The organism is Rubrimonas cliftonensis, assembly GCF_900107585.1.
Taxonomy (GTDB): domain Bacteria; phylum Pseudomonadota; class Alphaproteobacteria; order Rhodobacterales; family Rhodobacteraceae; genus Rubrimonas; species Rubrimonas cliftonensis.
Map to the genome: position 1 here is coordinate 1 of NZ_FNQM01000029.1, position 22,295 is coordinate 22,295.

At 71.8% G+C, this 22,295-nt stretch carries 22 protein-coding genes; 15 read left to right on the forward strand and 7 right to left on the reverse strand.

Going from position 1 to position 22,295, the window contains the following annotated elements; genetic code table 11:
• The first annotated feature begins 95 nt into the window (after nt 1-95).
• Complete coding sequence (locus tag BLW43_RS20410; RefSeq protein WP_093256300.1) at nt 96-1,085, forward strand: patatin-like phospholipase family protein; 990 nt, start codon at nt 96-98, stop codon at nt 1,083-1,085.
• A 251-nt stretch (nt 1,086-1,336) separates the two neighbouring features.
• Here BLW43_RS20410 and BLW43_RS20415 read toward each other — a convergent pair whose 3' ends face one another.
• Nucleotides 1,337-2,086, reverse strand: coding sequence for a VPLPA-CTERM sorting domain-containing protein (locus BLW43_RS20415; protein ID WP_093256302.1), 750 nt, complete (start codon nt 2,084-2,086; stop codon nt 1,337-1,339).
• Nucleotides 2,087-2,517: 431 nt separating this feature from the next.
• Here BLW43_RS20415 and BLW43_RS20420 point away from each other — a divergent pair, with 431 nt between their 5' ends.
• From BLW43_RS20420 to BLW43_RS23760, 4 genes are all read left to right on the forward strand, one after another.
• The gene (locus BLW43_RS20420) at nt 2,518-2,931 is read left to right on the forward strand and encodes a hypothetical protein (RefSeq protein WP_093256304.1); all 414 of its coding nucleotides are present in this window, start codon (nt 2,518-2,520) and stop codon (nt 2,929-2,931) included.
• Nucleotides 2,932-3,201: 270 nt separating this feature from the next.
• Nucleotides 3,202-3,963: a hypothetical protein gene (locus BLW43_RS20425; protein WP_093256305.1), complete on the forward strand. Its 762-nt coding sequence runs from the start codon at nt 3,202-3,204 to the stop codon at nt 3,961-3,963.
• 14 nt (nt 3,964-3,977) lie between these two features.
• Nucleotides 3,978-4,475, forward strand: a complete 498-nt coding sequence (locus BLW43_RS20430; RefSeq protein ID WP_139284170.1) for a hypothetical protein — start codon at nt 3,978-3,980, stop codon at nt 4,473-4,475.
• 3 nt (nt 4,476-4,478) lie between these two features.
• On the forward strand, nt 4,479-4,649 hold the full coding sequence (locus BLW43_RS23760; protein WP_175479034.1) for a hypothetical protein: 171 nt from the start codon (nt 4,479-4,481) through the stop codon (nt 4,647-4,649).
• Nucleotides 4,650-5,646: 997 nt separating this feature from the next.
• On the opposite strand, the gene BLW43_RS20440 is transcribed toward BLW43_RS23760, so the two are convergent.
• The 4 genes from BLW43_RS20440 to BLW43_RS20455 form a co-directional block, all read right to left on the reverse strand.
• The gene (locus BLW43_RS20440) at nt 5,647-7,503 is read right to left on the reverse strand and encodes an AAA family ATPase (RefSeq protein WP_093256307.1); all 1,857 of its coding nucleotides are present in this window, start codon (nt 7,501-7,503) and stop codon (nt 5,647-5,649) included.
• Between the two features lie 192 nt (nt 7,504-7,695).
• Nucleotides 7,696-7,992, reverse strand: a complete 297-nt coding sequence (locus BLW43_RS20445; protein WP_093256308.1) for a helix-turn-helix domain-containing protein — start codon at nt 7,990-7,992, stop codon at nt 7,696-7,698.
• A 28-nt stretch (nt 7,993-8,020) separates the two neighbouring features.
• Complete coding sequence (locus BLW43_RS20450; protein WP_093256309.1) at nt 8,021-8,401, reverse strand: type II toxin-antitoxin system RelE/ParE family toxin; 381 nt, start codon at nt 8,399-8,401, stop codon at nt 8,021-8,023.
• A gap of 287 nt (nt 8,402-8,688) precedes the next feature.
• Nucleotides 8,689-9,288: a hypothetical protein gene (locus BLW43_RS20455; protein ID WP_139284171.1), complete on the reverse strand. Its 600-nt coding sequence runs from the start codon at nt 9,286-9,288 to the stop codon at nt 8,689-8,691.
• Nucleotides 9,289-9,526: 238 nt separating this feature from the next.
• Here BLW43_RS20455 and BLW43_RS20460 point away from each other — a divergent pair, with 238 nt between their 5' ends.
• The 4 genes from BLW43_RS20460 to BLW43_RS20475 all read left to right on the forward strand — a co-directional run bounded on the left by BLW43_RS20460 (nt 9,527) and on the right by BLW43_RS20475 (nt 13,090).
• On the forward strand, nt 9,527-9,919 hold the full coding sequence (locus tag BLW43_RS20460; RefSeq protein ID WP_093256312.1) for a DUF736 domain-containing protein: 393 nt from the start codon (nt 9,527-9,529) through the stop codon (nt 9,917-9,919).
• A 151-nt stretch (nt 9,920-10,070) separates the two neighbouring features.
• Nucleotides 10,071-10,598, forward strand: a complete 528-nt coding sequence (locus tag BLW43_RS20465; protein WP_093256314.1) for a DUF736 domain-containing protein — start codon at nt 10,071-10,073, stop codon at nt 10,596-10,598.
• Nucleotides 10,599-11,282: 684 nt separating this feature from the next.
• The gene (locus BLW43_RS20470) at nt 11,283-12,179 is read left to right on the forward strand and encodes a DUF2493 domain-containing protein (RefSeq protein ID WP_093256316.1); all 897 of its coding nucleotides are present in this window, start codon (nt 11,283-11,285) and stop codon (nt 12,177-12,179) included.
• A 677-nt stretch (nt 12,180-12,856) separates the two neighbouring features.
• Complete coding sequence (locus tag BLW43_RS20475) at nt 12,857-13,090, forward strand: hypothetical protein (RefSeq protein WP_093256318.1); 234 nt, start codon at nt 12,857-12,859, stop codon at nt 13,088-13,090.
• Nucleotides 13,091-13,174: 84 nt separating this feature from the next.
• On the opposite strand, the gene BLW43_RS20480 is transcribed toward BLW43_RS20475, so the two are convergent.
• A complete protein-coding gene (locus BLW43_RS20480; RefSeq protein WP_093256319.1) occupies nt 13,175-13,456 on the reverse strand; it encodes a hypothetical protein in 282 nt (93 codons plus the stop codon).
• Between the two features lie 130 nt (nt 13,457-13,586).
• Nucleotides 13,587-13,850 (reverse strand): hypothetical protein, encoded by a 264-nt coding sequence (locus BLW43_RS20485; RefSeq protein ID WP_093256321.1) that lies wholly within the window; start codon nt 13,848-13,850, stop codon nt 13,587-13,589.
• A gap of 235 nt (nt 13,851-14,085) precedes the next feature.
• Between BLW43_RS20485 and BLW43_RS20490 the strand changes: the two genes are divergently transcribed.
• From BLW43_RS20490 to mobF, 6 genes are all read left to right on the forward strand, one after another.
• Nucleotides 14,086-14,334, forward strand: a complete 249-nt coding sequence (locus BLW43_RS20490; RefSeq protein WP_093256323.1) for a DUF4160 domain-containing protein — start codon at nt 14,086-14,088, stop codon at nt 14,332-14,334.
• The gene (locus BLW43_RS20495; RefSeq protein WP_093256325.1) at nt 14,318-14,731 is read left to right on the forward strand and encodes a DUF2442 domain-containing protein; all 414 of its coding nucleotides are present in this window, start codon (nt 14,318-14,320) and stop codon (nt 14,729-14,731) included. The genes BLW43_RS20490 and BLW43_RS20495 overlap by 17 nt, the downstream gene beginning before the upstream one ends.
• Before the next feature lie 628 nt (nt 14,732-15,359).
• The gene (locus BLW43_RS20500) at nt 15,360-15,905 is read left to right on the forward strand and encodes a hypothetical protein (RefSeq protein ID WP_093256326.1); all 546 of its coding nucleotides are present in this window, start codon (nt 15,360-15,362) and stop codon (nt 15,903-15,905) included.
• Nucleotides 15,906-15,908: 3 nt separating this feature from the next.
• The gene (locus BLW43_RS20505) at nt 15,909-16,493 is read left to right on the forward strand and encodes a hypothetical protein (protein WP_093256328.1); all 585 of its coding nucleotides are present in this window, start codon (nt 15,909-15,911) and stop codon (nt 16,491-16,493) included.
• A gap of 25 nt (nt 16,494-16,518) precedes the next feature.
• Nucleotides 16,519-19,131 (forward strand): type IV secretion system DNA-binding domain-containing protein, encoded by a 2,613-nt coding sequence (locus tag BLW43_RS20510; RefSeq protein WP_093256330.1) that lies wholly within the window; start codon nt 16,519-16,521, stop codon nt 19,129-19,131.
• 31 nt (nt 19,132-19,162) lie between these two features.
• Nucleotides 19,163-22,279: a MobF family relaxase gene (gene mobF, locus BLW43_RS20515; RefSeq protein ID WP_093256331.1), complete on the forward strand. Its 3,117-nt coding sequence runs from the start codon at nt 19,163-19,165 to the stop codon at nt 22,277-22,279.
• Nucleotides 22,280-22,295: the final 16 nt, after the last annotated feature.

The window sequence follows — 22,295 nt, forward strand, 5'->3', positions numbered from 1 at the left end:
GTACGTCGGGGGTGTCGGCTTGCTCATCCACCCCGGCTATCACGCTGGATTCGCGACGTGAATCCCTCCGCCAGCCACCTTTGCGCAACATAGCCGTGCTGGACAAGCTGCTCGAGGAGGACCGTCTCTGGATCGAGGCGATTTCGGGCACCTCGGCCGGCGCGATGAACGCGGTGGTGCTGGCCGACGGGATGCATCGCGGCGGCGCCGAGGGCGCGCGCCAGGCTTTGCGCGACTTCTGGAAGGCGGTGAGCGACAGCGCCCGGATGAGCCCGCTGCGCAGCGCGCCGATGGCGCGGATGACCGGTGACTGGTCGCTGGCGAAATCACCGATCTACGCCATGTTCGACTTCGTCAACCGCATTCTCTCGCCCTATGAGCGCAATCCGCTGAACATCAATCCGTTGCGCGACGTGCTCGCGCGCTCGTTGGACTTCGACCGTCTGCGCACTGCGCGCGAGGTCGATCTCTTCATCACCGCGACGCATGTGCGCACAGGCCGCGCGCGGGTCTTCCGGCGCCACGAGCTGTCAGCGGACGTGCTGATGGCGTCGGCCTGCCTGCCGCTGCTGCACCAGGCGGTGATGATCGACGGCGAGCCCTATTGGGACGGCGGCTACAGCGGCAACCCGGTCCTGTTTCCCTTCTTCGAAAGCAGCCCGGCGGACGACATCCTGATCGTGCAGCTGAACCCCATCGTGCGCGAGGACTCGCCGTCCACGGCCCCTGAAATCCTCAACCGCATCACCGAGATCACGTTCAACAGCCCGCTCCTGCACGAACTGCGGGCGATAGATTTCGTCAAGCGCATGCTCGAGGCCGGCCATCTCAGCGCCGAGAACTACCGGCGCATGCACATCCACGTCATCTCGTCGCGCAAGCGCCTGCGCAAGCTAGACGCCTCGACCAAGCTCAATGTCGAATGGCCGTTCCTGAACTGGCTGTTCGAAGTCGGCCGCGAGACCGCGGAGCGCTGGCTCGCCGAGAACTTCGACGTGATCGGGGTGCACTCGACCGTGAACGTGCGCGAGATGTTCGACGGTTCGGGCGAACTGCCGATCGCCTCGCCGTCGGGCGGGGCCTGACCGCGGCCAGCGCCCGCGACGCCGGAGCGCCACGGGTCGCGCCCCGGCCAATCCGACACGACCCGGCGCGCCTGGCCCGTCGCCGGCGTGGAATGGCCATCCAGCCCCGCCTGTCGGCGCCGGCGTCGTCCATCGGCGCGTCGCGCTGTGACGGCGCGCGTGCGGAGGGCGGCGCCGCCGGTCAGCTACCCCATCGGCCGGGACGCGACCGCCAGGGACCCGGCGCGACATCCATCGCCCGGGGGCGCAGGTCAGGCCGGGTCGGCGCCGCCTCGGCTGCGCGAACGGCGCGAGAGGAGGCCCAATCCGGCCAGCGCCGCCAGCAGGAGCGGCGCAGCGGCCGGCAGCGGGACCGGCGCGACCTCCGGGACCGGCCCGACCGGCGGCTCGGGGTCCGGCTGCGCCGTGACCGGTTCAGGCTGCAGCGTGAACCCGAGGCTGGAGACCCTGAACCCGTCCCCGTTGGGTCGGAGGATCAGCGAGCCGATCATCGTATCGAGGGGCAGTCCGCCGCCAAGGTTGAAGACGCCGCCAATACCGGTTTGCGCGACGCGGGACAGGAGGGTTCCCTGCGGCGAGAAAAGCTCGACGATCCGGTCCCCGACGGTGTTGTTCCCGTTGAAATTGCTGGCGGCGCTGAACCCGACCGAGACCATGGTCGCCGGCCTTGCGAAGTCGAAGCGCAGGAACTCCGTCGTGTCCACGAAATCAGCCTGATTGGACGGTTGCCCGCGCAGGCCCGAGTTGATCGACACGCCGTCGATCGTGCGCACCCGAAGGCGCGTGTCGACGACGCGGCCGCCGTCCGTGGCGAAGGCGCTGGCGGTGACGAGGCCGCCGCCGAAGGAGATCGGCGCGCCGCTATTGAAGGTGACCTCGAAGACGGGGAGGTTCTGCAGGAGATCGGCCGACCGCCCGAGGTCGAGCGAGACCGTCACGGCACCGGCGCCGAAAGGCGCGAGGGCGACGATGGCGACGGCGAAAAGGCGTCTGATCGGCATGGGCCGTCTCCGAGGTTGTCGGCGCCGGACACTTCCGGCGCAGGGGTGATCCGGCCCGCGCCGGGCGTCGCCTTCACGACGTCCGGCGACGCCTCCGACCGAACCGGCGCCGCGCTCGGCGAGCAACGCGGACGGCGCGGGTCAGTCGAGGGCTGAAGCGGTTCAGGCGGAAGCCGCTCTCATCCGCCATTGAATGCGATCAGCGCATTCCGGCTAAGCCGCCAAATTCGTGCCCACCCCCCACATTTCTTACGCCCTTGGCGCACCCGCCGCCGTCTTGGCGCGTCCACCCCATTGCTTTCGGGAGGAGCGAGGATCGGCGACGCGGGACTGCGTCCGCGCTGCGACGAAGGACAGCGCCGCCCTGTCGCGGAAGCATCATGGTTCGGAGGTGATCGGAATGATCGACATCATCTAGAAAGGATGCGTCCATGACCCGCCGCAGGAGGCTGCTGTTCGCCAGCGCGCTTGCGACCCTCCCGGCCCTCGCGCAGGCCGGCGAGATCGCCTTCGCACCGGTTCCGATCGCCGCGGATGACGCCGCCAAACGCCAGGTCATCGCCACCAGCTCGGTGACGATCAACGGCACGGAGTATCCGATCGGCTACACCGTGCTCGCGTCCTCGGGCGACCGCATCGGCGACGGCGTCTTTGCCGCGCTGAAAGACCGTCAGGGCGATTTGGTCCGCTCCGCCGACGGCGCCCTCAAGGCGGTTTCGACCAAGCCGGTCGACAGCTCGGCCTATGGCGGGCTCCGGGCGCCCTGCGCTGGCGCGGTCACGCGGTGGACGACGCATCTGGGCTCCGATGAACACTCCGCCGACGCCCGCGGCCATGTCGGCTAGATCGGGCCGTTCCCGGCGCTGTCGAACTGACATTCCCTACCTGCACGGGGCTTGGCTCGTCGGGCCCCGCGTTCGGCAACCGCCCATGACGCGGAGCGACGCGATGCTGCGAAAAGTGCTGAGTGCGCTCCTGGCCGGGGCTTCGTCGGCGGGGGCGGTCGATCTGAGGTCGACCCTGCTGACGAACCCGACCGCCTGCATCCCGTAGCAGTGCTACACGAGGACGATCGACGCGATGGGCGTCGCGCACACCCTTGCCAGACCTGTCATGTGCGCTCGCGCGAGCCGCATTACATCAACGACCAGAATCTCCAGCTCGCCTACTCCTATCCTGCCCCGTGGCTGAGGAACCCCTGGACCAATCTCTTCGTCAACCGCGGCGCCGTGGTGGCCGCGACAGACTTCGACGAGATCTGCGACTGGGTGCGCGAGGACAACTATTTCGACGACTTCGGCCGTCCGGCGCTGGCCGCCATCCTCGCCGACCCGCCCGCCGCCTGGGACGTGGACGGCCACGGCGCCTGGCCGGGCCATTTGCCCGACTGCTTCTACGGCTTCGCCGAGGAGGGTTTCGACCGCACACCGGAGGGGCGCCTCACCGGCTGGCGCGCCTTCGCCTGCCAGCCGCCGCCGGGAACCTTCTGGCCGACCAACGGCTCGCCCGACGACGTGCTCATCCGCTTGCCGGCCGCCTATCTCGAGGACGCGCAGGGGCGACAGAGCCTCCATGTCCACAAGACCAACCTCGCCATCGTCGAGGCGCTGATCAAGCGCGCCGACATCCCCGTTCCGCCGACCGACAAGGCGGCGATGGGCGTCGATCTCGACCGCGACGGCGCGCTCGGGACCGCGCCGCGCGTCGTCTTCGCCACGCTCAAGGGCGTCACCATGCGCTGGGCGGGCCGCGCGGGGGCCCTGCTTGTCGAGGAGGCGCCCTCGCCGCCGGGCTCTATCCGCTCGGCGTCGGGTTCCTGCACACCGTCCGCCACATCGATGCCGACGCCGGCGCGATCCGCATGGCCGCGCGGATGAAGGAAGTCCGGTACATGCGCAAGACCCGCTGGCAGACCTATTACGACCGACAGGAGGGCGCTCTCGCCGGGGCCAGGGAACGCAACGAACGCAACGCGTTTCCCGATCGCATCGCGCTCTTCTTCGGCGACGAGACCGGGATCTCGAACGGCGCGGGCTGGCGGCTGCAGGGGGCCATCGAGGACGAGGCCGCTGCGCTGCGCCTGCAGAGTTTCGAGGAGACGGTGTTCTGCATGGGCCGTCATGGCGGCATCGGCATGAACGACGACGACGCGCTCGTCTTCCCGCGCAAGTTCGGCGCGGAGGCGCTCCGCGGCGGCTGGCGCCATTGGAGCCAGAAGGCGATCTCGGGCATGCCCGATCTCCTGCGCGCCCACGGCGAGGGCGACCAGCTCCGCGCCGACGCCGAACTGATCGAAAAATGGCTGGAGGCGGACAGAACGCTCTCCGACGAGAAGGCGGCGCTGATCCGCGGTGACGTCGCGCCGCTGATCCTGCCCTCGTGGGAGTAGGCGATGGCGCTGAACATGACCTATCGCGAGATCGTCCGCGCGCAGAGCCTCATCCGCGGGCGCGACGCCAACGTGACGTCGATGGAGCCGCCGGTGCACCGCGAGGTCAAGCAGGATCAGCCCGCCGGCGTCGAGGAGCCGGAGGCGCCATGGTATCCGCGGCTGACGCGCTGAAGAACCGCGGCGCAGGGACGCCGGGCTGACCGCGGGATGCGCCCGGAGCGCGGTCCGCGCGGCGCTGAGCCCCTAAGCCGCAAGGCGGGCCGCCGAGGTGCTCGCGGGGCGCGGGATGCGTCGGCTGGCTGACCGAGGCGCCGTCACGGCGACGCGCCGCTCCCTGATCAAGCGGGTCTTGGAGCGGTGTTCGATCTGACTGCGTCAGATCCGCCGCTCCACGCCATCGCCTTGTCGCGGTTCGCTTGTCGCTGGCCGATCCAGTCGGGTCGCAAAGCGCTCCGGATGGCGGACGCGCCAAGGGTCGTTAAAGCGGAAACCGGGCGCCTCGAAACACCCCTCGCTCTCAGCGGCTCGCCATGAGTCCGCCGTGATCGCCGTCTCCCATCCGGCTGAAGCCGGCGTCCGGCGGCGAAACGGGCCCTCCTCGGCAGACGGAGGCCCTGTCGATGACCCCGTTGGTTGCGCCAGGACGTCACAGGCCGGTTCTCAGGGGATGTCTCGGGTGGCGCACCCGACAGGATTCGAACCTGTGACCTCTGCCTTCGGAGGGCTGCGATCAGCGCCGTCTCACGGGCTCCGAGGAAGCGCCCGAGCGCCAGCGGATGCACGCCGAGATCGAGGGCGGTGCGGGCGAGGGCGACACGCGTCTCGATCGGGAGCGCTTGCCAGCCCGGCGCGACCTCAGCCGGCGTCAGCACCGGGAACTCGAGAGGGCGCCGTCTGGTGTCGAGCGGCATCCCCCAGATCAACCGCGGCAGATCCGCCGGCGGCGCCAGCGAATGGCGAAAGAGCTTCAGATAGAGGATGATGTCGCTGAAGCTGACATCACCCTCGAGACTCTGACCTTCGAGCATGGTCCACGCCCCCAACTCGGCACCGCTCGGGGCGCGGGCAGGCAGAACTCCACACGACGCAAAGTTATCCACAGGTCGCACAACCTCAAGGGGTGCGCGCAAGAAATTTTCGTCGGCGCCCTGGCCCGTCGCAACTTTGGTCATGACGCCGCCCGCGTCGGCGGCGGCGCGACCGCCCCGTGCGCCTCGGCGTCCGCCACGATGGCGAGCGCCTCCTCGCCGGACAGCGTCTCGCGCGCCTCCAGCGCGGCCGCCATGGCGTGCAGCGCGGCCGCGCGTTCGCCGAGCCGCGCGACGGCCTCGCGCAGCGCCTGCGCGGCGATGGCCCGCGCCCGCGCGAGCGTCGCCTCGGCCGGGCCTTCGAGCGGACCCGGCTCGGGCGCCGCGAAGAATTCCTCCGGTTCGGCCATGGCCCAGCGGCCCGCCATCTCGAGCGCGAGGCGCGAGACCTCGGCCACATCGGCCGCCGCCAGCGTGGAGCGCGCGCCCTCGCCGCAGCCGACGATCTCGCCGGCCCGGCCGCCTGCAAGACAGCGCAGCCGGCTGCGCAGAGCCGCCTCCGCCATGACGCGGACGTCCTCGGGCGGACGCGTGGCGACATGGCCGAGCGCCTCGCCATGCGGGACGATGGTCACCCGATCGACGGGCGGAGCGGCGGGGTCGCTCAGCGCAAGCAAGGCGTGACCGGCCTCGTGGTAGGCGACGAGGCGGCGGTCGGCGGGCGCGAGCGGCGCGCCTTCCACGCGCTCGCCGATCGAGAGCTTCATCAGCGCCCGCTCGAAATGCTCGCGCGCGACCGCGCTCGCTCCGGCGCGGCCGGCCTGTATCGCCGCCTCGTTGGCGAGCGCCGCAAGCTGCGCGCCCGAGAAACCGTGCGCGAGCCGCGCGATGTCGCCGAGCTCGGCGTCGGGCGCGAGCGCGAGGCCGCGGGCGTGGAGCGCGAGCAGTTTCTTGCGGGCGGCGAGATCGGGCAGCGGCACGCGGATCACCCGGTCGAAGCGGCCCGGGCGCACCAGCGCCGGGTCGAGCGCCGCGGCGTGGTTGGTGGCGGCCAGGAAGTACACCCCGCCCGCCGCAGTCACGCCGTCCATCTCGGCGAGGAGCTTGGTCAGCGTGGTCTCGTAGTCGGTGTGGGAGACCTTGCCGCGCGCCTTCCCGACGGCGTCGATCTCGTCGATGAACACGATGCAGGGCGCCATGCGCCGCGCGCGCGCCACGAGCTGGCCCACGTCGCGCGCGCCCTGGCCCACCAGCATGCCGCCGAAATCGCTCCCCGCGCAGGCGATGAAGTTCACCCGCGCCTCGCCCGCGGTCGCCCGCGCGAGCAGGGTCTTGCCGGTGCCGGGCGGGCCGACCAGCAGCACGCCCTTCGGCGTGCGCGCGCCGAGCGCGCCGTAGGAGAGCTCGCCGCGAATCATCCGTGCGAGCTCGCCCAGATCGCGAACCGCCTCGGCGGCGCCGGCGACATCGGCGAAGCGCGTCTCGATCTCGTCGACGTAGAGCGCCTCGCCGATCGACCGGCCGAGCCCGGTCATGGTCATCATGTAGCGGCCCATGATCGCCACGAGCGCGAGGCTGAAGAGCCCGCCGAGCACCGAGGCGAGGCTCGCGCGCGGACCGGCGTCCGAGAGCGGCACCACGGCCTCGACGAAGAGGCGGCTGACTATGTCGGCCGCCAGATCGGGCACGCGGGCGGCGAGCTCGGGCGCCGCCTCGCGCCGCAGGAACAGCCAGCCGTCGTCGAGCACGCCCGACAAGACGCCGGCGCCCGCAGCCGCGGCATCGTCGGTCGCAAGCGCATAGGCCTGCGAGAAGGCGGCGGGCTCGGCCGCCGCGCGGCGCTCGGCGAGCTCGGACATATCGCCGAGCGCGTAGAGCACCGCCGCCGCCGCGGCGGCGATCGCCGCCGCGAGCGCGGCGCCGGAAGGATTGGCGTGGCGGCGGTAGAGGCTGCGCAGGCGCCGGACGCCGGGCTGCGCGAGGAGGGCGTCGAACATCGGGGGCTCCGTTCGGGGAACGGACCGCCGCTGCGCGCACGGGTGGAAGGTAGCGCAAAATGCGCGAGGGCGCACGGGCCTTCGCGCGGTCGAGACCGGGGATCACGCGGGCGGGAGGGCCCAGCCGAAACAAGGGTGGCGGAGCTGTCGGATATCGAAGGCAGGCGCGACGCGGCCCCAGCCTTCGGCCGCCTACTGGGCGGCGGCGTCGAGCGATGCGCAGACCGCTTCGGGGTTGCGGTCGATCACCATGAGCAGGACCCGGGCGGTTCGGTCCGGCGCGCGACGCCTCTGCTCCCAGTCGCGCACGGCCGACGCGGCGAGCCCGAACGTCCGGGCGAACCGCTCCTGGGACATGTTCTTGCGCTTGCGGATCGCAGCCACGTCCACCTCGTCCGGCACATGGACGAAAGCGGGCGTCGCCTTGCCCTGCGCGATCTCCAGCGCCTCGCGGGCGCTCTGGATCAACTCCTCGCCAAAGCTCGCCATTCCTCGCCCTCCCTCCCGCCTTGCGGCGCTATGCGCCTCGGATCGCATTCCTGACGCTCTCCCGATAGGCGTCTGCCAGAAGCGGGAGGATCTTCTTCAGCGTGTTCCGCTCTTCCTTCGACAGATTGTCCTTCTGCGACTTGCCATAGATGGCGAGCAGGAAGACCGGAACGTCATCGCCGCCCCAGTAGTGTATCGTGCGATATCCGCCGCTCTTGCCAATTCCCGCCCTTCGGTGACGGAGCTTTCTGGCGCCGCCAGTCCCGGAGATCAGGTCGCCGGCCTGCGGGTCGCCCGCGATGACGTCGCAGATTTCCTTCATCTCTTCTTCCGAAACCCCAGCCCTTCGAGCCTGCGCCTCGAAAGTCGGCGTCGCGATCAAGGCTTGGAGCGGCTTCGTCTCGGTCATCTTATATACGGCAATGCCGCACTCCGTCAATCGAGATATACGGCAGCGCCGCACTGCGCGCGAAGCTGGCGCGGACCACAGATCTTCTCAGCCGACACTGGCGGAACCAGCGATGCCCTGCGCGCGCGCCGAAACGGCGCGCGGTTCACCGTCGCGCCCACCACTCCCGTCGGCGTCCCGGGGCGCGCGCTGTCGCACGCGGCAAGCCGGGACCGATCTCGCGTCGATGGCGCCGCCGCGAACAACCCACTCGCGGGCGAAGACGAGGCGATCCAGCCGTCGCATCCTCAGCGTTCCTCGTCGACATCGACCAGCGTCACGAATTTCGGCCAGCTCTCCGGTTCCCAGTATTCCGGCAAGGGCGGCGTCAGGATCGCCGCGAACACGCAGTCGTCCGGCGCCGCCTCGACCTCCGCCGCCGCGGCGGCAGCGACGCGCGCCAGCTCCTCCGGCGTGGTGGCGGCGCGCGTGAGATAGCCGACGCCGCGCGCCAGCGCCTGATCGAACAGGAACGGGATCACGATCGGCCGGAAGTCGGTCAGACGCATCGCCGCCTCGCCGAGGAAATGCATGGCCCCGGTCTGCACCCATTGATGCATGTGCTCGCGCCGCGGCGACGCCGCGAGGAAGCGGCGCTCCAGAACATGCTCGATCCACCCGTATGGCGAGTATTCACCGAGAGCCGGATCGGCAAATTTCTGACGGTGGCGAAGTCGCTCCGGCGCGCTCGAGGCCAGATCGCGCAGCTCCGACAGCACAGCCAAAACATGCCGCCGCACGCCCGCTGGATAGATCCGTTCTCGGGCGAGGACCAGCTTGCCTTCCGGCAGAGGTGTTTTCGCCACGGTTTCCCCCATCTGAAACCGTCGCCGCGCGCGACGGAACATGTCTGCGACTCGGGCGAAAAATGCAAGCGGCCCGCTCGGTCCGGCCGCGAACCGCCGCATCGCGCCCCGCGCGGCATTCCAAAACTGCAGGGCGCTGCCGGGCGGGGCGCATCGCGGGGGGACGCCCGTCGCCGCCGTCCAAGGCTGTGGCGATGACCCCAAGCAAAGGCTGCGCCTTCGAAGCGAGCGGATGGCCGCTCGCAAGAAAGCTCATCCTCCAGCGCAAGGACCCGACACCATGGCCACCATCGGCACCCTGACCAAGCGCCCCGACGGCTCCTACCTCGGCGCGCTCGCCCTCAAGTCCTACGCCGGCCGCGCCTTCTTCCAGCCCGACGGCGCCAAGCGCAGCGCCGCTGCACCCGATTTCCGCATTTTCGGCGCCAGCGCCCAGGGCGGGCGCTTCGAGTTGGGCGCCGCCTGGATCAAGGCCCGCGCCGACGGCCAGGGCACCTACGTCTCGGTCAAGCTCGACTTCCCGGAGCTGCCGGCGCCGATCTACGCGACACTCGGCGTGATGGCCGGGCAGGACGATCCCGACGTCCACGCGGTGATCTGGAACCGCCCCGTCGACGGCCGCGCGGCGGCGCCCGGCGGCGACCCCTTCGCGGCGCTGCGCCCGGCGGCATGACGCGGCCTCGGCTCCGGGCGGCGACGACCCGCCCGGAGCGACGCGCCGCAGGCTCAGGGGACGACGGCGAAAGGTCGAGTCCCGCCTCTCGGCGGCGAGCGGCGCTCCGCTCGCAAGAAATCCAACCCCCTCAGCACGAAAGGCATCCGCCATGTCCACCATCGGCGCCCTGACCAAGCGGTCCGACGGCTCGTTCCTCGGCACCCTCAACCTGAAGTCCTACACCGGCCGGACGCTGTTCCAGCCGGTCGGCCCGAAGCCCAGCGCGACGGCCCCCGACTACCGCGTCTTCGGCGCCGGCGATCACGGCGGGCGCTTCGAGATGGGCGCGGCCTGGATCAAGACCCGCGCCGACGGCCAGGGAACCTACGTCTCGGTGAAGATCGACTATCCCGAGCTCGCCGCGCCGATCTACGCCACGCTCGGCGTGATGGCCGGACAGGACGACCCGGACGTCTACGCCATCATCTGGAACCGGCCGGGCGACGGCCGGGGCGCGCCGGGCGGCGACAGCTTCGCGGGCGCGGTCCGCACGGCCGAGCCGCTGGCCGCCACGGAGGAGGCCTTCGCCGGTCTCGAGGACGAGGTCGCGCGCATCGGGGCGCCCGAGCGTCCCGCGCGCGGCCGCGGCCGCATCGCGGCGGCCGGTCCCGAGTTCGCCGGGCCGGACGCGGCCTGACGGTCGCACCGTCGATCACCGACAGCGCCATCACCACGACGACCCTGAGGCGTCCGGCGAAAGCCGGGCGCCTTTCGCATTCCTGCGATCGGCCAAGACGGACGCCGGCGCGACCATCGACCTTCCTGGATGCGTCGGCGAAGGGGCGACGCAGAACCCCATCGAGGGGTCCCGCGCCGCGGCCGGCTTCGATGGCCTCAGCCGCGCCCAGCGCCGCCAGCGGCGCGCGCGCAGTCGCGCGGCGTGGCGCCCGGCGGCCCGCCCGCTTCCACCCCGTCCTCGCACGACGGCCCCCCGGCGACGATTGCGCTCCGGTCGGACCGCCCCAAGGGCGGCCCTCCCGCCGCTTCATCGCCGCCCGCCGGGTTCCTCCGTCGGCTGCGGTGCGGGGGTGGTGGCGCGGGCTGATGTTCCGCACGCACGCACGCCCTCCCAGGCTATCCTAAGTGCGGATGATACGGAGGGGGGAGACAGCCGCCTCAAGACCCGGAAAACCCGATCCGCCGCACGCGGCGGACCGCCTGTCGTCTTCGGGTTTTCCGCCTGCGGCATGAAACAATTCGTGACGGGACGTCACCAATTGTTTCATGGGTCCTGACCCGACCGCCTCCCCTTCGTCCGGGACCTCCACGGACAGCAGGAAGACCGTGCGCGGTGCACGCTCGCGTCCGAGGGAGACCCACGATGAGCATCTACGACGACATCGAGAGCTACGGCATGACCGGCGAGGACTACGTCGCCCCGATCGCCGACCACGACGCCATCGCCGCCCTCGCGGGTCCGGCCGTCGCCGCCCTGCTCGAGGCGCTGAGCGAGGCGGGGCTCGAGCGCCACCTGCCCGGCGTCGGCTGGGGCGTGGTCAACGCGATCCACCGCGAGATCGAGCGCCTCGACCGCAAGGCCGACGACAACGCCGCGGTGATCCGCACGTTGATCGCCGAGCAGGACGGTACGGAGGTCAAGGACGTCGAGCTGCAGACCGCCATGACCGCCCAGGCGCGGATGGAGGAGTGCCGCGAGGCGCTCGCCACCTTCCGCGAGGCGGCCGCCGAGGCCTACGCGAACGCGACGGGCGAGCCCTGGCTGCCGCGGTCGGGCTCGCGCGCCGGGCATGGCGTGACCGCCGCCCAGATCGACGCGCGGGCGATGCTGACGGCCGCCCGCGACAAGCGCGCCGCCGACCTCAACCCCGAAGGACCGCGCTTCGTGGTCAGCGGGCCGGCCAAGTGGACCGACGTCGACGCGGTGTTCGCCGCCCTCGACAAGCTGCGCAGCCGCAAGCCCGACATGGTGCTGGTGACCAAGGGCGCTCCCGGCGCCGAGCTCGTCGCCCGCAAGTGGGCGGCGCTGCGCGGCACGCCCCAGATCACGGTTGCGATGAACTGGAGCCTTGGCAAGCAGACGGCCTTCAAGGCTATCGACGAGGCGCTGGCGCTCGCCCCCGCCGGGGTCGTGGTCTTCGAGGACGCCGCCCACCCGCTCACCGGCGTTTCGCTCAACCTGATCCAGAAGGCGGCCGCCAAGCGGATCGCGGTCTGGCGGGTCGGCGCCGCGAGCCCGACCGCCCGCGCCGTCGCCTGACGACGCGAACGCCCCACGAGAGCGTCCTTGGGCGCCCGGCCTCCGCGCCGGGCGTCATCGCTCGCTGCGGCGTCAGGGAGCGTCCCGCGGCCCATCGAGGGCCGCGACCCGCTCGATCGACGGCCTCGGGCCGTGATCGGGGCCGACGGGGGGTCGGCCCGCGGGCGGCGCGCCGCCGCGGGCCTCATCCCCCGTCGGGCGCTGCGGTCTCCCCGATCGCGAACCGGGGCCGTGCCGGCCCCAGTGTTCGCGGCCGGAGCACGGCGTCGCGCAAGCGCGCCGCCTGACCTCCGCGGGCGGCATGCGCGGCTGGTCGCCGCGCATCACCTCTCCGCACACACCCGCCGTGGCGCTGCCAGCCGGTCCCGCGACGCGGCCGCCCGTCGGGCGGCCCGCTGGCGGGACCGGCGGCCACCCCCCGCCCATGGCGTCAAGGACTGCGCCGCCGCCGAAGTTTTTTTCCGACCCGCGCGCCAGGCCGCGAGCGGGGCGCCGATCCCGAGAGCGCCCAACCGGGATCACCGTCGCGCCCGAGAAAAAAACTTCGCCGTCGGCTTGCGCGCAAGCGCGTCGGCGCGCGGGCGCGCCGATCCCTGACCCCATGAGCAGGGCGCGGCGGGGGGCAGGCGCCACGACGCGCGTGTGCGGCGTGGATCACCCTCAAGGAGGCAGCCGACATGACCGCCCTTCGCACCGACGCCTACGACGCCCTGCTCTGGATCCTCGACGACGCCGGCGAGCGCGTCGTCACCCGCCGCTACACCGGCGCCGAGGCCGCGCTGGCCCGCGCCGCCGACGAGGCCGACGACCTCGCGCTCTTCGACGACGAGGACGACGGGAGCCAGACGCTCCCCGACTGGCTGGCGCGGCAGCTCGACGTCCCGGCCGCCGCCGCGCGGCACATGGCCTGACTGCCCGACGGGGCGCGCCGCACGAGCGGCGCGTCCTGATGCCCGTCCGTGCTCGCCATCGCTCTCCCCAGCGCCGTTGCGATCTCAGTCTGGGCGACGATCGACACGCAGCGCCACGGGAGCGGCGAGGCCGTCGAGGAAGGCGTCGAGTTCGGCTTCGCCGACCTCAGTGGCGGACCCCCGCTGAAGATCGGCGAGGCCGACCGCGACCTGCGCACGCCGCGCCTCTAGCTTCAGCGCGACCTTGGAGCGGCGCTGCCGCAGCGCTCGCATGGCTTTGCTCGCCTTCTGGCAGGCGTCCCAGGTTACCGGCTCCGCGACGAACGCGTTCTGCTCATCGGTTGGATCGACGTTGCGCTTCGGCATGGCGCGTCTCCCTTGCGCGTGCTCGCGACAGTCACGACAGCGACGACAGCCACGATCGCCGCAACCCCGGAAGCGCGACCACGATTATAGTCATCCTCGCTCAACATCGCCACATGCGGAGACCACACCGTCAACTCTCTGGTGTCGGAACCCGCCGGTAGACCGACCAACTGAGCGGCGTCGGGGCCGCGCAGCGGGCGCAGCGCAGCCGCTCCGCCAGCACCACGATCCGCTGGCACGCGTCGAAGGACCGCCGCAGTTCGCCAGCGTCGATTAGTACGACCCTGGCGCAGGCCTCGCAGCGGACGTGCAGCACATGGTCGGGTCCGAAGTCGTCGACCCGCAGCGCGTAACGCGGCGCGAGAATCTCCGGGACGTATGTCTTTCGGGTCATGACTGGCGGGATAGCGCGTTAGGAACAGAAGAGGAACGATTCCCGTGGTCCCATGCGGCGTCTCATCGGGCGCCCGATGCTGGCGAGCGCCCCGGCCTCGCGTCCGGGGCGCCTGGCCACCCATGAACGGAGCCCCGAGGCCGGGTCTCCGCCCGGGCGGGTGGGTGTCCCTCTCGCAAGGCAACTCGCGCGGCGCGCCACTGGAAAAAACCGATCTGATGGGTTATTGACGCCCATGGTCGTCGTCCATCGCGCCCACGGTTTCAGGTTCGTGATCTACACCGCCGACCACGAGCCGGCCCATGTCCACGTGACAGGGCCGGGTCAGGCAAAGATCAACCTGCTGGGACCGGCCGGCGCGCCGGAGCTGGTCTACAGCGTCGGCATCAAGCGCAGCGATCTGCGGAAGCTTCTCCTCGAGGTCGAGCGGCGGCGGGACGACATGTTGCAGCAATGGGAGCGGATCCATGGCCGAGTTGACTGACGCCCAAATCGACGCCGCCGAAGCGCGAGGCCGCGCGCTGATGGCGAGCGAGCCGCGCGCCATGTCGGCGCGCCGGGACGCTGCGTCGGGCCGCATCGTCGTTGAACTCGTCGGCGGTTGCGCCTACGCCTTCCCGCCGGAGCGGGTCGAGGACCTCTGCGGCGCGCCGGCCGAAGCGCTGGCCGAGATCGAGGTCGACGGTCTCGGCTTCAATCTGCGCTGGCCGCGCCTCGACGTGGACCTCTACGTGCCCGCGCTCGTCGCGGGCGTGTTCGGCACGAAGGACTGGACCGTGCGCGAACTGGCCCGGATCGCGGGCGCCACGTCGACCGCCCGGAAGGCGGCCGCCGCGCGAGAGAACGGCAAGAAGGGCGGCCGACCCAAGCGATCGGCGTAGCCGCCTCGGCGCCAGCCGGCGGCATCGGGACCGCGAGCTCGCCTCCGCGACGTCTGCGAAGCCGTCGGCCAAGACCGACATGGGCTCCCACCGCCCCTTGGCTTGCGCGGCCGATTTACTTGCGGCGGCCCCGGCCTGAAGCCCTCCCCTAGCCATCGCGACGATACCCCGACGAGCGGGGCCCCTAAGTGAAGGCTACACACCCGACGCACCTCCGGAAAAAAGAGCAGAAACAACGGATACGAGTTTTCTGGCGTGTTCGACTGTATTCCCCGGGGAGGCTTTCGACGCTCTCCGGAGAATACGCCTCCCACGAAACGCCTGAGCTGTCGCTGAAATGGGCGACGCTCGCTGTAAGACCCGAACAGGACGGCGGCGCACTCCCCGGGGAATACTCACGATTCGCAGTGGAGCGAGACCACCGATCCAGCTAAACTGCGGCAGGCTGTCGCATCCTATGCGGACAGTCCATAGGAGCCCGAAAGTCACAATTTCTCAATGACTTCCGAGAATTCGCAGAGTTTTCGGCAGTGCGTCCACAACTTCGAGTGAAGTGGAGATACCTATACTATCGCGTCATCTCAGTTAACAGGCCGTCCTCGCACGGCTCGACTGAAGGATGCGACCCATGCGTGAAGGGCTTTCAAGGACCGGACAAGAAAAAATCCATGTCTCGACCCGCGTCGACCCGTGGATCATCGATCGGATCGACGACCTGTGGTCGCCGCGCGGCGTCTGTTCGAAGGCCGCCCTGCTGCTGGAAGCGGTGCTCGAGCACAGCGACGCCCTGTCGATCGAGGTTCTGCTCGACGACATCCTGCGCACGCATCGCCCCGTGGCGCCCCGCGAAAGTCCCGAGCCAGCCAGCACCATAGCGCTCAGGACGCTCATCCGAGGGGCCGGGGAGCCCCGCGTCATTCAGCGTCCCAGCCTGAGGGGCTCTCGCCGACCGCCGCCGCGGCAGCGCGTCTCGGCCCGCATCTCGGCGAAGGCTCATGCGCGGCTGACCCATCTCGCCCGCCATGTCGGCGCGTCCCGCGGGGCGGCGATGATCCTCGGCGCGCTCGCCACCGCGTTCCACGCCCAGGCCTTCGACACGGTGATGCTGAAGCTGCACATGCACCCGCCTGCGTCGCCGTCGCGCGACGTGGACGGCGCGCGGATCGCGAGCTGAGCGATGGGCGAGAGCGCGCGCGGCGTCACCACCGTCAAGCTCCGCGTCGACGAGATCGCGCGGCTGCCGAAGGCCGACACGGTGGTCGAGGGCGTGCGGCTCGCCATCGCCATCGCGTCGGAACGGCGGCGCGCGGATGCCGCGCAGGCCGCCCTCGCGCAGCGGCTCGACGCGCTGGCGGCCGGCATCGGCGACATCCGGCGCCTCGTCGAGGCGCTCGACGCGCGCGCCCGACCGACGCTGGAGGCGCTCGCGGCCTGCGAGACGGGTCCGCGCGTGGCGCGCATCGAGACCTTCCACGTGCTCCAGATGGAGGCCTTCGCGCGCTTCCTCGAGCACTTCTGCGCAGCGCAAGCGACGCTTCAAGGGCTCGCAATCGTCGCCGAGACGCGCGGCGACGGCGCGGCCGCCGAGCTCGCCGCACGCGTCGAGGCGCTGCAGGAGAAGCACCTTAAGCGGCTCTTCGACGTGGTCGATCTTCAGGCGCAACAGATGGCCGAGGCTGTCGCCACGCCTGGCTCGGCAAGCGCGCTGATCCTCGCCCGCGAGGCCGCAACGCCGCCCGACGCCGCCGCCGGCGTCGCTTGACCCCATCGAGCCGGAGCCCGCGCCCATGCCCTTGCCGATCTATCGCCGCCCGCTGATGGGCGACGCCTTCGCCCGCGGCTTCGACATCTTCCGCCTGCAGGCGCAGCTGCAGGCGCGCTCCCTCGCGCTGATGGCCAAGGTCCTCGGCCTCATCGGCTTCGTGGGCGTCGCGACCTGGACCTGGTTCGCGCTCGACCAACAGGTGCTGTTCGGCGCCTTCCGCTACCTCTTCGCGCAGGCGCTCACGGGCCTCGTCGGCGTCGAGCTGCAAGCGGTGCCGGTGCTCACCGACAGCGGCTGGCAGAACTGGCCGTCGGCGCGGATCCTGCGCGACCCATGGCACGCGGCAGCGTGGCGTGCGACGCGCGACGTGATCGCCATCGGCGTGCTGGTGTTCGTGCTGCTCGCCGGGCCGCTCTCCGCGGTGATATTCGTCGCCGCCAAGCGGCGCGGACGCACCGCCACGGCGGACCTGCTCGCGCGCGGCCAGCGCGTCGTTGACGGCAGTGAACTCGCGCGGATCGTGCGGCGCACGACGCGCGTGTCGCGCTTCACCATCGGCCCCGTGGCGATGCCCGAGGCGACGCTGAACCGCGCTTTCGTCGCGCTCGGCACGCCGGGGACCGGGAAGTCGGTGCTGATCAAGCGCTGGCTGCGCGAGGTTCGGCGGCGCGGCGAGATGGCGGTTGTGTTCGACAAGGTCGGCGACTTCACCGCCGAGTTCTTCGACGCCGAGCGCGGCGACGTGCTGCTGAACCCGCTCGACGCGCGCTCTCCGCCCTGGAGCCCATGGGCCGAAATGCGCTCGATCGCCGACGCCTACCGCATCGCCAAGGCGCTGATCCCCTCGACCCAGGGCGACAACAACTTCTTCCACACGGCCGCGCAGGACCTCTTCGCTACGCTGCTGACGCGGATCTGGAACATGCGCGAGCGCTCGCTCATGGGGCTGCTCGAGGCGGCGCTGGTCTGGGACAAGGAGCAGAAGGCGGAACTGCTGGAGGGCACGTCGGCCGCCAAGCACTACCGCGGCGAGCATCGCTCCGGCCACGACGTCGACGCTACGGCCGCAGTCTACACGCAGGCGCTGCGCTTCCTGCCGATCGGCTCGGGCGGGCGCGGCGACTTCTCGGTGCGCGACTTCATCACCGACACGGTGGCGCGGCTCGAGAGCGATCCGGGCCGCGCGCTCGCAGACATCCGCTCGCGCTTCGAGCGCGAACACGAGGAGGCGCTGGCGGCGCGGCGGCTGCTCGCCATCGGCGACCTGCGGCGCGCGTTCCGGCTGGTGCAGCGCGCCTCGCTCACCTTCCCGCTGCTGCCCGACGGCATGGCGGCGCCCCATGACGGCGAGGCCTTCACGGCCTGGTGGGAGGCCGAGCGCGACGCCATCGAGGCGCACTGGACGGCGCAGGACGCAGCCAAGCCCGCGATCCTCGCCACGCTCGCCGAGCGCCATCGCGACGCCACGCAGCGGCTGAGGCGCAAGGGCGCGCCCTGGCTCTTCATCGCGTCCGACCAACGCCAGTTGCAGGCGGTGCGGCCGATGCTGTCGCTCTGGCTCGACGCGGTGGCCGACACGATCATGAGCCTTCCGCCCAACGAGGCGCGGCGCATCTGGTTCATGCTCGACGAGTTGCAGGCGCTGCAGGAGCTTCCCTCGCTTCAGCCGTTGCTGACCGAGGGCCGCAAGTACGGGGCGTGCGTCGTCGCCGGCGTCCAGAACATGGGCCAGCTGCGCCAGAACTACGGCCCCGACCGCGCCGAGGTGTTGATGTCGCTCCTTAACACCAAGGCCTTCTTCCGCTTGCCCGAGCCGCGCACGGCGAAATGGTGCGAGGACGCGATCGGCTCGGCGGTGATCGAGCATGTCGGCGAAAGCATCCGCTACGGCACCTCGCAGACCATGGACGGCGCGCAGCTCTCGCCTCACCGCACCACCGAGCCGATCGTCATGGCGGGTGACATCGCGCGCCAGCCCGACCTGCACTGCTACCTGACGCTGCCGGGCAACTGGCCGGTGGGGCGCATCCAGCTGCGCTTCGACGCGCGCACCGATGCGCCGCCGCCGCTCGCCAAGGCGCTGGAGCCGCGGCCGGCGGAGCAGACGATCTTCCACGCGCTCGACCGCAAAGGCTGGAGTCCGATGCCCGAAGGCGAGGACGCGGTGGCCACCGGGCAGATCGCGCGCACCCTAGCCGGGCGCGCCGAGGACGACGCCGCGGCGCCTTCCGGGGGCGGCCCAGGCGGCGCGCGAACGGGGCGGCCAGCGTCGCCGCGCGGCGGCCCCACGGCGGAAGCGACGCCGCGACCGCGCCGGACGGAAGCGCCGTCAGCAGGGCGAAAGCCCGCCGACGTCGACCCGAAGGAAGCGGCGGCGGCGCCGGTGCGAGAGCCTGTCGCATCGTCTGCAGCGCCGCCTCTCACGCCGGTCGCCACCGACGCATCCGCGACCGAGCCGCCAAAACCGCCTGCGATGCCGCGCCCACCGCTCGGCGATCTGGCCCGCGCCGCGACGCCGACCGCCCCCGCCACGCCCCCGCGCCGCGGGCCGGCGGCGCCGTCCGGCGAAACGCCGAGCCTGTTCAGCGACGACCTCGCGCCGCGCCAGCCGCGGCGATCGGAGGACCTGACGTGACGCGGGCGACGCCTCCAGGGAGCGCACGCTGATGCTCTCGATCGGCGCCGTCACCAGCGCCGCGGGGGCGTCGGGCTACTTCAACCGCGACGACTACTATACGCGCGACGCCGACAGCCCGTCGGCCTGGTGGGGCGCCGGTGCTGAGCGGCTCGGGCTCGCCGGCCGCGTCGAGCGGGGCGCGTTCGAGGCGGTGCTGGAGGGCCGTCTGCCCGGCGTCCACGAGCGCCTCGGCTTCGCCCAGCAGGGCGCCTGGAAGCACAAGGCCGGCTGGGACCTGACCTTCAGCGCGCCGAAATCCGTCTCGATCCTGGCTGAGGTGGCGGGCGACACGCGGCTTCTCGCGGCGCATGACGCAGCGGTGAAGGCGGCGCTGGAGACCGTCGAGCGCGATCTCGCGGCGACGCGCGTCAAGAACGACGGACGCATCGTTCGCGAGCCGACCGGCGCGCTCGTCGTCGCGCTGTTCCGGCACGATCTGAGCCGCAACCGCGACCCGCAGCTCCACACCCACGCCGTGGTCGCGAACGCCACGCCGACCGAACGGGGTTGGCGCAGCATCGACAGCCGCGCGCTCTACGACGCCAAGATGGCGATCGGCCTGCGCTACCGGCAGGAGCTGGCGCTACGGGTGCAACGGCTCGGCTACGCTATCGACGTCACCCCGAACGGCGGCTTCGAAATCCGCGGCGTGACATCCCAGACGATCGCGGCCTTCTCGACGCGGCGCGCCGAGATCGAGGCGCGGCTCGATGCGCTCGGCAAGGGCGACGGGCTCGGCACCGCCAAGGACGCCGACGCGGCGACGCTCGCCACGCGCCGCGCCAAGAGCGCCGGCGAGCGGACCGCTGAGCCGCAACGGTGGCGCGCCCGACTGGACGGCCGCGCGCTCGGCGCACTCGACGGACTGCGCGCCGCCGCGGAACGCGCCGGCCCCAAGGCCGCGCGATCCCACGAAGGCGCGGCGCGAACCGTCGCTGCGGCAGACGTGTTGCGCGAGGCGACGGCGGCTCTCGCCGAGCGTGACGCCGCCTTCTCGGTGGACCGGCTGATGGGGCTCGCGGGCAAGATCGCCGTCGGCCGCGCCACCGACGCCGACCTCGCCGGCGCGCTCACCGACGCCATGAGCCGCGGCGGCGCGCTCGCCCGTCGCGTCGTCGAGGCCGACCGGCTGGCGCGCGTCGACATGGAGAAGGAGGGGCTGACCACCGAGGCGCTGCGCGCCGAGGAGCGCGCCCTGATCGCCGCCGAGGCCGCCGGCCGGGGCGCCGTGGCGCGGCTCGCAAGCCCGCAGCTTGCCGGTCGCGCCATCGCGAGGGCGGCCGCATCGGCGAAGGAACCGCGGCACGCGTGGACCGAGGATCAGCGCGCAGCGACTATTGCGCTGCTTACCACCCGCAACAGTGTCGTCGCCGTACAGGGCCTGGCCGGCACCGCGAAAACCAGCACCGTGCTTGCGACCTACGCCGCCGAGGCGCGTCGGCTGGGCAAGGACTTGCATGCGCTGGCCCCCACGGCGAGCGCCGCCGAGACGCTGGCGCAGGCGCTCGGACTCGAAGGGCGCACCGTCGACCGGCATCTCGCCGAGCTGAAATCCGGGGTGACCCGGCCGATCCAGAACCGCTGGGGCTACGCCGAGCCGATCTGGATCGTCGACGAGGCCTCGATGCTGTCGACCGCGAAGCTGCGGTCGCTGCTCGACGCGGCGACGGCGCAGAAGGCCCGCGTGGTGCTCGTCGGCGACGTCCGTCAGCTCGGCTCGGTCGAGGCGGGGGCCGCGTTCCGGCAGATGCAGGAGGCCGGCATGCAGACCGCCGTGCTGGAGCGCATCGTGCGTCAGACGGACGCCGCCTTGCGCCAGGCCGTGGAGCAGGCCGCGACCGGCGACGCTGCGCGCGCCACCGGGTACTTCGCGGGCGGCGGGGGCGCGCTCATCGTCGACAAGGACGCCGACGCGCGTCTGACTGCGCTGGCTTCGGCTTGGCTCGCGCTTTCGCCCGCCGAGCGCGCCGCCACGATCCTCATCGAGCCGAGCCGCGCGGGCCGGGCCCGCATCAACGCCGCGATCCGCGAGGGGCTCGCCGCCGAGGGAACGCTGTCCGGCCCGGCGCTCGCCGCCCCGCGGCTTGAGAGCAAGGGGCTCACGACCGTCGAGAAGCGGTTCGTCTTCTCCTACGCGCCCGGCGACACGGTGCGCTTCCAGCGCGGCTACCGGTTCGACGGCGTCGCCGTCGCGAAAGACGACTACCTGACCGTGGTCGAGGTTCGGCAGGGCGACGGCGTCGTCGCGCTCCGAACGCCCGCGGACGCCACGGTGCTGTGGCGGCCGGCCGAGAAGGGAGCCGCCAAGGCGGAGGTGTTCGCCCGCGAGACGGGCGAGCTGCGCGCGGGCGATCGCATCGTCTGGACGCGCAACGACGCCCGGCTCGGCCTGCGCAACGGTCTCGAAGGCCGCGTGGTCGAGGTCGATCCCGCCGCGCGGACCGCCGCCATCGCCTTCGCCGACAAGCGCGTCCGCGTCATCGGCATGGACGCCGCGGACGCCGGACACTGGCGGCACGGCTACGCCCAGACCGCGCACAGCGCGCAGGGGCGCACCGCCGAACGCGTGCTGATCCACGCCGAGTCGCACCGCATCAACCTCATCAATGCGTCGAGCTTCTACGTCGCCCTGTCGCGCGCCCGGGCCAACGGCGCCCTCGTCACTGACGATCTCGCCGAGCTGCGCAAGGCGCTGGCCGGACGCGCCGGCGTCAAGATGTCGGCGCTCGACGCGTCAGAAGCTGCGCGGGTAGCCGATCAGACCGTCGCCCGCGAGCTCGGTGTGGCGGCGCGTCTGGCGGAACGTCTGAGCGAGGCGCTGCGAAGCCTGCGGGTCGAGCCGCGACGCGCCGAACCGGCGCTCGACTCCGCCGCTGCGCTCTTCGCGGGCCGGACGCCGGAGCCGACCGCGAAGCGAGTCCCCGAACGGTCCGAGAATGCCACCAGGCTTCGACCGGAGCCGAGCCGGCCGCGCGAGCGCGACCGCGACGCCGCCCGTCGCCCTGAAAGCCTCGACGCGGTGCTGCAGGCCGCGGAGGAGCGGCGACGCGTCGACGCCGCCCGCGCGCCCCGCCGGCCGAGCCAGGACAGGGGCCTCGAACGATGAGCGTCGCGATTCCTGC